The following is a 9393-nucleotide window of genomic DNA, read 5'->3' on the forward strand; positions in this document are numbered from 1 at the left end:
GAGCCACAGCTCCTACCTCTTTTGCCGGTGGGATAATCTTTTCTCGGTCCCGAAGCCGAAAAGCCTCATCACTTGGGTCAAGAACAATCACTCCATGGGCGACCTTGAGCATGAACATGCTCGGCAGACGGAAGTGGCATTGTTCTATCCCGGCCCTTTGCATGACTTCCCTGGTTCGCGTCCAACCGATGTGATCCGCTGTCCGCGAACTGGCAACGAGCATCATCCGACCGAAAAGCCGGTGCAGCTTATGCGCGCATTCATTGAATGGACGCGAGGGACTGTTGTCGACCCCTTCATGGGGTCTGGAACGACTGGCTGCGCCGCTGTCCAAATGGATCGCCCGTTCATCGGCGTCGAACTTCACGAGCCGTATTTTGACATTGCATGTCGTCGCATTGAGGCCGCCCATCGGCAGTCCGATCTGTTCGCGGGTGCCGCCTAAATGCGCCTCAATCCTTTCAAGCACGCTTTTGACCGCTTCCCCCACGGGAACGGCATCGCGCGCAACTGCCGGGTCTCCGGCAAACTCCGGGCGGCTGCGGGGTCTCCCCTCCCATCCATGTCCGCAGCCGCCTGTTTCTTCAATGCTTTCCATGACTTCGGAAATACATCGGAAGTGGAACTATAATCATGCCGCCCGAAACCATGATCGTTGATCGTGTCCGCGAAGAGCAAAAGCGCATGTTTCGCATTGCTCTGGACCCGATGCGCTACGGCCTCACGCTGAAGGCCATCCATCTCGACACCGGCATCTGCTACCAGAGCCTGCGCAACTATGCCGCTGGCGTCACCACGATGCCCATCACGGCGATCCATGCGCTCTGTGGCGTCATTCCGAACGAGTTGCTGTCTCTCCTGCTGCCTGCCGGTTTTGGCGTTGTGGCGCAGTCTGACGAGATCAACTTCACCGACATGGCGGCAAAGTGCGTTGACCTGCTGACTACCTACACCGCTGCTCGCTCCGAAAACAGCGAGTGCGGCACTGACCTTGGGCCGAACGAGCGCGAAACGCTTGGGGGCAAGGTCGCTGGTATCCGGGGGGTGGCATGATGCGCCTTCTCGACTTCTTCCGCCGCCGTCCTGATGGCCGCTGCGAGCCTGACACATACGACCTTGATGCTCGCCTGGGGTCGTGTCCCACGGGGTGGTGTAGGAAGGTTTCTCTGAGAGGGTGGCCACCGTCGATCTTCTGGTAGGGTTCGGATGCGAACTCGAACCTGGAGAAGAAGACGATGACCGACGACAGAATGGCCCTTGTTGAGCTGATTGAGCAAGGGGCAGACAGCGATTTGGTGCGCGATATGCTGGCATTTGCCGCCGAGCGCATGATGGATCTGGAGATTGAGGCCAGAACGGGTGCGGCTGCGGGCAGTCGCAGCCCGGCGCGGCTCAACCACCGCAACGGCTATCGCGAACGGGGCTGGGACACTCGGGCCGGCCGGATCGAGCTGGCGATCCCCAAGCTCAGGAAGGGCAGTTACTTCCCGAGCTTCCTTGAGCCACGCCGCACGGCTGAGAAGGCGTTGGCGGCGGTGATCCAGGAAGCCTACGTCCACGGTGTCTCGACTCGCTCGGTCGACGATCTGGTCAAGGCGATGGGCGCCAGCGGCGTCTCGAAGAGCCAGGTGAGCCGTCTGGTGGCCGAGATCGACGAACGGGTGAACGCCTTCCTGCAGCGGCCGATCGAGGGCGAGTGGCCCTACCTGTGGATCGACGCCACCTACCTCAAGGTCCGCGAGGGCGGGCGGATCGTCTCGACGGCGGCGATAATCGCCGTCGGCGTCAACACCGATGGTCGGCGCGAGGTTCTGGGCGTTGCCACCGGCCCTTCAGAAGCGGAACCCTTCTGGAAAGCCTTCCTGCGCTCGCTCGCCGACCGGGGACTTCGCGGGGTAAAGCTGGTCATCGCGGACGACCACAAGGGGTTGCGCGCCGCCGCCAGCAAGGTGTTCGCCGCGAGCCAGCAACGCTGCCGGGTCCACTGGATGCGCAATGCGCTGGCACATGCCGCGCCTAAGCAGCGACCGGCAGTCATCGCCATGATCAAGACGATCTTTGCGCAGGAAACGGCTGAAGCGGCTCACCAGCAATGGGAACAGGTCGCCGATGCCCTGCGCGAGAAGTTCCCGAAGCTGGCCGACATGATGGCCGGATCGCGCGAGGACGTGCTTGCCTACATGACCTTCCCGAAGGAGCACTGGGCGCAGATCGCGTCGACCAACCCGCTGGAAAGGGTGAACAAGGAGATCAAGCGAAGGGCCGATGTCATCGGCATCTTTCCGAATGACGCCGCCGTCGTCCGCCTCGTCGGAGCACTCATGCTGGAACAGAATGATGAGTGGGCGGTGTCACGCCGTTACATGACGCTGGAAACCCTCGGCTCGGTGAGCCATAACCCCATTGTCAGCCTGCCAGCTCTGGCTGCCTGACCCGAACCTGATCCTACTGCGGATCGACGGTTCCTACACCACCCCGTGGGACACGACCTCGCCTGGCAGCACGTAAGGCAATCCGCAGCGAACCCAATCCCCACAAGCGCGGACACATGACCCGCGCCCTTGATGCACAGGTGCGGGGATGAGCGTGGCAGTAGCAAACGGCATCGCCCGTCGCATGTATGAACTGACCGGGTTCACCATGGCTATGGTTCGTGTCCCCGGCAGGCGCAGGGAGCAAGCTCGCGCAAGGCAGGCTGTGGCCTGTATCCTTCGTGAGCGCACCGAATGGTCGTTCCCGCAGATCGCGCGCTATGTCGGTCGCAACGATCACTCAACGGTCATTCATGCCTACCACAAGGCGCTGAGCGTCGCGGCGCAGGAACCGGACTTTGCCTGGTTTCTTGATGAACTGCGCGCCTCCGAACCATGCACGTCCGTCGAGCTGGAAAAGGCTTATGGCATCGACTTTGACAAGCTGGAAAACATCTTCAGCTTGGAGGCGAAGCGCAAGCCCCAGACAGGCCCCAAGTTCGATCAGGACGGCATGAACGACGATGGGGAAACCATCGACATGCACCGGGCCAAACTGGCGCAGCTTGCTGGTAACGACGCCTTCCTCGCCGCTCTTAACGCAGCGAGGGCGGCATGACCGTAGCTATTGACGATACGCCCGGCGAAGGCTGGTTGTTTCCTTCAGAGCGTGCCCGCTATGCTCTCAATCCGCATTCGCACACCGTCGAACGCTATCGCGCCAAGCACGATACGCTGACCATCGTTCACCGCGATCCATGCCCCAAGTGCGGCGTTCGTGGTGACATTGGCTGCAAGCATCGGAGGGCCGCGTGAAGCGCAACTTCCATGTAGCCCGCAAGACGTGCTGCAACGCCGGTCACGTGCATGACAGCAAGGCGGAGGCGAAGCGCTGCGACGACCTGTGCATCCTTGAGCGCGCTGGCCAGATCCTCGCCCTGAAGATTGCCCCACGCTTCTATTTCAGCGTCAACGGCATCGACGTGAAAATGCGTAACGGACAGGTTGCCCGCTACACCGCAGACTTCACCTACATCGAAGGCAATCGCCAGGTTGTCGAGGACGTGAAGCCCAAGGGCGGGCTTGTCGAGCGTGACTTTCCGCTGCGCTTCGCACTGGCGAAGGCGTCGTTCCCAGACATCGAATTTCGGGTAGTCAAATGACCCGTTGGTATCGTGCCTATGAGGGGACTGTAACCGACCCCAAGCTCGCAGAAGCCGCAATGGTCGCTGACACCTCGCGCTCGGTTTCCGTCGCCTCTTGGCACCTCATACTGGAAAATGCCGCTGCCGTTAATGACGGTGGCCGCATTGACATTCCGACCCGCCGCATCGCAGCCGCTCTATGCGAACCCCTCTCCGTTGTTGAAGCGCTCGTTGAAGCCTTCCGGACTATCGGGTTGCTGACCGGTTCCCATGTGGCCGCTTGGAAGCGCCGCCAGTATGAAAGCGACAGCAGCGCCGAGCGGGTGCGCCGCCATCGCCAGAAAAACAAGCAACCTGCGCAATGTAACGGCGATGAAACGTTACAAGCCGTTACCGTAACGCCCCCAAAGACAGAGACAGAGACAGAGACAGAGACAGAAGGTTCAGAAGCTAAAGCTTCTGGCACTGTCGCGCCGTTACCTTTGTCTGCTGCTGACGTTCAACGGGCCATTTTTGGCACTGGCGTGAACGTCCTGACAGCCAATGGCATTCCTGATCGCCAAGCCCGGTCACTCATCGGACGGTGGCGCAAGGAATACAGCGACAGCGCCGTGCTTACGGTCCTTTCCCGCTGCCAAGCCGAACAGCCTTCCGCCCCAATCGAATGGATCACCAAGACCCTGCAAGCCGAACAGCGCAGGGCAAGTGGAGTCGCACATGACCAACGTCCACAACCTGCCAAGCCATCGCTCATCGACACAGCCCGCAGCGTCGCGGAACGCCTCGAAGCCGAACATCGAGCCTACGCGGGCCACTGACGCAGTTGCCCTGCTGTCCACCTGCCTTGCCTTGGTCAAGCCGGTCGGAATGAGCGCCGAGGACGCCGACGCATGGCTGATCACCGCCGCCCGAGAAGTGTCCTATCTGCCGAACGACATCCTTGCCGACGCCTGTCGGGAGGTTCGCCGGACCGCCACGCATCACGGCCATATTGTTCCTGGCATCATCAAGGAAGGCGAGGAGCGCTATCAGAACCGGCGCAAGATTATTGGCCCCGCGCCACTGCCGCCTGAACGCCAGATCGAACATCACCGCTGGGCACCGACGCGTGACGAATTGGAAGCGCTTAAAGCTGAAGCTGCAAGCAACCTCAAAGCATAACGGAGACCAGACCATGAAGGCCCTGCAAACCGAATATCGCGGCATCAAGTATCGCTCACGGACTGAAGCGCGCTGGGCTGTCTTTCTGGACGAGCTTCGTGTGCCGTATAGCTATGAACCGGAAGGCTTTGACCTTGGCGGAGACTGGTATCTGCCTGACTTCTGGTTGCCAACGCCGGGAGTGTGGCTTGAGGTCAAGGGGGGTGAACCGACCGACCGGGAGCGCCGAGTTGCAGTCATGCTGGCTAAGGCGAGCCGCTGCCCTGTCCTGATTGCGGTTGGTGCGCCGCCTGTAACAGAGGACTTCACCATTCGAGCCGTCGATAGTTCGGGCAGTTGGATCGACGCCGCTTTCACTGGCGATATGTCCGACCTGTTTATTTCCAGCGAATGCCAGAACCTGATGCTGACCGTGCGCGGAAGTGTCGGCAATCTTCCAGGCATTCCTTTCCCGATTACAGGCCCTGCGCGCGTCGCCATGTCCTGCCGGTTCGGGGTGCATGAATGATCCACGACGTTCCCATTCACCACGCCAAGACGCTTGCGGAGTTCTGGCGGGAAGCAATTGACCACGGACGCCAGCACATGCGCACCCGTTGGCCAGCCTACAAAGGCAAGGTTCCTGACGCTCTGGCTCGGGACATTGTGGAGGGAGCGGGGAAGTGAGCGCAGACATTGTTCCATTCGCAAAGCCGAAGAAGGAAGAACCGCACCTCGCTGGGGAAGCGCTCTGCATTGGATGCCGCCACGAGTGGACCGCTGTTGCTCCTGTCGGCGTCTGGCAACTCGAATGCCCGTCCTGCACATCCATGAAGGGCATCTGGCGTTATCCGGTCGGCGGGCAGGAAGGTGACGCAGTATTCCAGTGCGCGTGCGGCTGCGAGGCTCTGACGGCCTACTACAGCCATGGCCTGTTTCGCCTCAAGTGCATGTCCTGCGGAAAGGAGCAGACCAATGCAATCTTCGGGGAATGAGGGCCGCGCAATCAACAAGGGGGATAGGTGATGGCAAGAAAAGGACGCCCGAGCAAATCCGGCAAGCGCTACAAGTCCGGCAAGCTCAAGACGCCAGTTGACCCGCAAGTGACCCGTCCCTCCGAATGGGTGTCTCAGCGCTTCCACCGCTACGGGCAAGACTACAACAGTCCATTGGGCCGCGCTTTCGCCGCAGGGCTTCTTGGAGAGGGAACGCAGGCAAAGGACCGCTATGACACTGCCCGCAAGTTCGTCGCGCTCTACGGGCGTATAATCGGGCGTGACCGCTATCGGTGCGGCTTGGATCAATCGCCGCGTGGAATGGACCATGACGCACCACCAAGCCAGCGTGACATTGACGATCAGGAATGGCTCCTGGTCAACATGACGCGTCTGGACAACAGCGGGTGCCGTCCGTTCTTCGATCAGCTTACAGCGTCTGGCTTCACTGACTACGGCCCGCCATGGCTGGACCGCCTGCTGAACACACAGCACAAGGACCGGCGCGATACGATAATCCTAGACGCTGCGATCAAGGCAATCGACGCGATAGGCCCAGTGAACGGTGCGCGGGTGGTGATGAAACAGGTGGCTTGACAAGCAAACGCTAATATGCCACCGTTCCGTAAATGATGATTGGAATTGCGCCTAGAGGAAACTCCGGGCGCATTTTTCGTTTTGGCCCTTCGGAAGTCAGGGCCGACCCGCTCCACCACCTTCGCAATGATCAGCCCGCAATCGAGGGGCATCTGGTGCGCTGCGATGCGGGGTTACTGAAAGGACGTAGGCAAAATGACGGCAGGCCGTCCGAGCAGCTACGATCCTGCCTACTGCGACCGCGTAGTTGAGCATTGCAGCGATGGCTCAAGCCTGACTAGCTTCGCCGCTGAAATCGACGTGGCGCGCTCCACGATCAACGAATGGATGGATAAGCATCCTGAATTTTCGGAAGCCGTAAAAAGGGCGAAAGCCAAATGCGCGGCTTGGTGGGAAAAGCAGGCTCGCATGGGCGCTGCTGGCACACAGAAAGACATCAACCCGACGCTCTGCATCTTCGGTCTGAAGAACATGGCTGCGGATGATTGGCGGGACGTGAAGACAACCGAACTGACCGGCAAGGACGGCGCACCTGTCGAAACAGTCCAGAGGATCGAACGTGTCATCATCGATCCTGCAAATCCAGACGCCGCGTAAGTTCGCGCCGTTACTCAAGGTCAGTCGCTACAAAGGGGCGCATGGCGGACGCGGTTCGGGCAAATCGCATTTCTTTGCGGAGATGCTGGTAGAGCGTGCGCTGATGCAACCCGGCCTTCGCGCTGCCTGTGTTCGTGAAGTCCAGAAGTCGCTGAAGAACTCGGTCAAACTGCTGGTTGAGGACAAGATCAGGCGGCTTGGTGTCGTTTCATCGTTTGAGATACTGGAAGCGGAGATCAGGACGCCGGGGGGTGGCGTCATCATCTTTCAGGGAATGCAGAACCATACGGCAGACTCGATCAAGTCGCTCGAAGGTTTTGACATTGCTTGGGTTGAGGAAGCGCAGAGCCTAAGCCAGCGCAGCCTTGACCTGTTGCGCCCGACGATCCGCAAGCCCGGTTCGGAATTATGGTTTAGCTGGAACCCGAACAAGCCGACTGACCCGGTTGACGTTCTGTTGCGTGGCGAGAACCCGCCTAGCGATAGTGTGGTCATAGAGGTTAACTGGCACGACAACCCATTCCTTCCTGCCGAGCTTCTGGCAGACCTTGAAGACGACCGCCGGCGCGATCCAGACAAGTTCCTGCATGTGTGGCAGGGGCATTACGCACTGAACAGCGAGGCTCGCGTTTTCCGTAACTGGACAGTGCAGGAGTTTGATACACCGGCTGATGCGGTCCACAGGTTCGGTGCTGACTGGGGCTTTGCGGTTGATCCGACTGTTCTGGTTCGCTGTCACATCGAGGGGCGCAAGCTCTATGTGGACCAAGAGGTTTCAGAAGTAGGATGCGAGATAGATCGCACTCCGGCCCTGTTCGACCGCATCCCTGGATCAAGGAAGTTTCTAATTCGCGCCGACAGCAGCAGGCCGGAAACGGTCAGCTACATGAAGCGGCAGGGTTTCCGCATTGTCCCGGCAATCAAGGGGCAAGGTAGCGTCGAGGATGGCGTCGAGTTTCTGCGCAGCTTCGACATCATCGTGCATCCGCGCTGCAAGACTGTGGCTGTCAACCGGCGCGCAAATTTGACCCCCTATCGGCGTCCAAAATTGACCCCAGCTGATTGTTGTTTTGGCGGTTATCCCGGTAGTCCATAGGAGGGCCCCGCGGACGACGACGCGCGCCGTCAGGAGCGCTGGCGGCGGCGTCCGTGGGAGGTACCTGTGGACCCACCGGGTTAACCGCCGGGGATGGGGGTCCGGGGGAAGGGGTTCAGCTGCGGTGTTTGAACCGCCAGCTGTCGTTGCCCGTCTCGATAATATCGCAATGGTGGGTAATGCGATCGAGCAGCGCCGTCGTCATTTTGGCATCGTGGAACACGCTCGGCCATTCGCCGAACGCCAGGTTGGTGGTGATGATCACCGAGGTCTTTTCGTAGAGCTTGCTGATCAGGTGGAACAGCATCTGGCCGCCTGATCGGGCGAACGGCAGATATCCCAGCTCATCAAGCACGACGAGGTCGAGCCGGGCTAGTTGCGCTGCAAGGCTGCCTGCCTTGGCCTGACGGGCCTCTTCCTCGAGCCGATTGACCAGATCGACGGTGTTAAAGAACCGCCCTCGTGCCCCGGCACGGACCACGGCGGCAGCGATGGCAAGGGCCAGGTGCGTCTTGCCGGTGCCGGTGCCGCCGACCAGCACGATATTACGCTGTTCAGGCAGGAACGATCCGGCGTGTAGAGAACGAACCAGCCCTTCATTGATCGGTGTATCGTCGAACACGAAGCCATCCAGATCCTTGATCGCAGGCAGGCGGGCTGCGGTCATGCGGTAACGGATCGACGCTGCTTCGCGGTGTGCAACTTCAGCATGCAGGAGGTCGCCCAACATCTCCATCACGGAGCGGTCGCGGCGGATGCCATGGGTGACCGCATCGTCGAAGGCTGCGACCATGCCCTTCAAGCCCAGCCCCTTCAGGGCGCTGATCATCTCATGCCGCTGCATCAAGGCCTCGCACCGTGTCGTAGCGCGCGCAGTCGGCAATGGGCGGATGCTTGAGCTTGAGGTCCACCACGACGTCGATGGGCTGCGCTACCTGCGGTTCGCGTCGGCGCGACAGGATATTGAGGACCACTTCGTCGTTGACCGCGCCTGCCGCCAAGGCTTCGCGTATCGCGCCCTCAACCGCGGCAAGGCCATCGTCGATCACGGCAGCCAGTACCCGCACAAAGCGCCGGTCGGCATCGTCGCTCCTGCCTAGCTTGCGACGCAGCTGTGCCAGTGCAGGCGGCAGCTCCCAGTCATGGAACGGCGCGCCGTTGCGCCAGGCGCCGGGCTTGCGCGCGAGCACTGGCAGATAATGCCAGGGATCCAGCACGGTCTGGTTGCGTCCGAACATGCGGGCATGCTCAGCGACCACCTTGCCGGCATGGCGGATCACGATCCGGTCGGCATAGGCGCGTACCTGCACCACCTGCCGAGCGGCACTGGCCATGACTGTCAATGGACACCC

At 60.6% G+C, this 9393-nt stretch carries 14 protein-coding genes and 1 pseudogene; 13 read left to right on the forward strand and 2 right to left on the reverse strand.

The window, feature by feature from the left end; genetic code table 11:
- The first annotated feature begins 250 nt into the window (after positions 1-250).
- The 13 genes from AC3WLM_RS14745 (at position 251) to AC3WLM_RS14805 (ending at position 8041) form a co-directional block, all read left to right on the forward strand.
- The gene (locus tag AC3WLM_RS14745) at positions 251-445 is read left to right on the forward strand and encodes a DNA methyltransferase (RefSeq protein WP_492478138.1); all 195 of its coding nucleotides are present in this window, start codon (positions 251-253) and stop codon (positions 443-445) included.
- A gap of 188 nt (positions 446-633) precedes the next feature.
- The gene (locus AC3WLM_RS14750; protein ID WP_492476296.1) at positions 634-1053 is read left to right on the forward strand and encodes a hypothetical protein; all 420 of its coding nucleotides are present in this window, start codon (positions 634-636) and stop codon (positions 1051-1053) included.
- A gap of 182 nt (positions 1054-1235) precedes the next feature.
- The gene (locus AC3WLM_RS14755; protein ID WP_004207098.1) at positions 1236-2432 is read left to right on the forward strand and encodes an IS256 family transposase; all 1197 of its coding nucleotides are present in this window, start codon (positions 1236-1238) and stop codon (positions 2430-2432) included.
- 148 nt (positions 2433-2580) lie between these two features.
- Positions 2581-3090, forward strand: coding sequence for a helix-turn-helix domain-containing protein (locus tag AC3WLM_RS14760; RefSeq protein WP_492476298.1), 510 nt, complete (start codon positions 2581-2583; stop codon positions 3088-3090).
- Entirely contained in the window at positions 3087-3287 is a 201-nt protein-coding gene (locus AC3WLM_RS14765) for a hypothetical protein (protein WP_492477781.1), read from the forward strand. The genes AC3WLM_RS14760 and AC3WLM_RS14765 overlap by 4 nt, the downstream gene beginning before the upstream one ends.
- Positions 3284-3634 carry a DUF1064 domain-containing protein gene (locus AC3WLM_RS14770; protein ID WP_492476300.1) on the forward strand — a complete coding sequence of 117 codons (351 nt, stop codon included), beginning with the start codon at positions 3284-3286 and terminating at the stop codon, positions 3632-3634. The genes AC3WLM_RS14765 and AC3WLM_RS14770 overlap by 4 nt, the downstream gene beginning before the upstream one ends.
- Positions 3631-4434: a hypothetical protein gene (locus tag AC3WLM_RS14775; protein WP_492476301.1), complete on the forward strand. Its 804-nt coding sequence runs from the start codon at positions 3631-3633 to the stop codon at positions 4432-4434. The genes AC3WLM_RS14770 and AC3WLM_RS14775 overlap by 4 nt, the downstream gene beginning before the upstream one ends.
- A gap of 49 nt (positions 4435-4483) precedes the next feature.
- The gene (locus AC3WLM_RS14780) at positions 4484-4777 is read left to right on the forward strand and encodes a hypothetical protein (RefSeq protein WP_492476302.1); all 294 of its coding nucleotides are present in this window, start codon (positions 4484-4486) and stop codon (positions 4775-4777) included.
- Positions 4725-5285: a PDDEXK family nuclease gene (locus AC3WLM_RS14785; protein WP_492476303.1), complete on the forward strand. Its 561-nt coding sequence runs from the start codon at positions 4725-4727 to the stop codon at positions 5283-5285. Before AC3WLM_RS14780 ends, AC3WLM_RS14785 begins: the two co-directional genes overlap by 53 nt.
- A 154-nt stretch (positions 5286-5439) precedes the next feature.
- Positions 5440-5751: a hypothetical protein gene (locus AC3WLM_RS14790; protein WP_492477782.1), complete on the forward strand. Its 312-nt coding sequence runs from the start codon at positions 5440-5442 to the stop codon at positions 5749-5751.
- Between the two features lie 30 nt (positions 5752-5781).
- Complete coding sequence (locus AC3WLM_RS14795) at positions 5782-6348, forward strand: hypothetical protein (RefSeq protein ID WP_492477783.1); 567 nt, start codon at positions 5782-5784, stop codon at positions 6346-6348.
- A 195-nt stretch (positions 6349-6543) separates the two neighbouring features.
- Positions 6544-6945, forward strand: a complete 402-nt coding sequence (locus tag AC3WLM_RS14800; protein ID WP_492477784.1) for a terminase small subunit — start codon at positions 6544-6546, stop codon at positions 6943-6945.
- A complete protein-coding gene (locus AC3WLM_RS14805) occupies positions 6908-8041 on the forward strand; it encodes a PBSX family phage terminase large subunit (protein ID WP_492477785.1) in 1134 nt (377 codons plus the stop codon). The genes AC3WLM_RS14800 and AC3WLM_RS14805 overlap by 38 nt, the downstream gene beginning before the upstream one ends.
- Before the next feature lie 115 nt (positions 8042-8156).
- Here the strand turns inward: AC3WLM_RS14805 and istB are convergent, their stop codons facing one another.
- Together istB and AC3WLM_RS14815 are read right to left on the reverse strand one after the other, a co-directional pair.
- On the reverse strand, positions 8157-8885 hold the full coding sequence (gene istB, locus AC3WLM_RS14810; protein ID WP_492478075.1) for an IS21-like element helper ATPase IstB: 729 nt from the start codon (positions 8883-8885) through the stop codon (positions 8157-8159).
- Positions 8872-9381, reverse strand: a pseudogene (locus AC3WLM_RS14815) (Mu transposase domain-containing protein); the annotation flags it as partial. The gene istB and the pseudogene AC3WLM_RS14815, both read right to left, overlap by 14 nt.
- Positions 9382-9393 lie beyond the last annotated feature (12 nt).

The sequence above is a fragment of the Novosphingobium sp. FW305-C-30-35 genome, assembly GCF_058783135.1.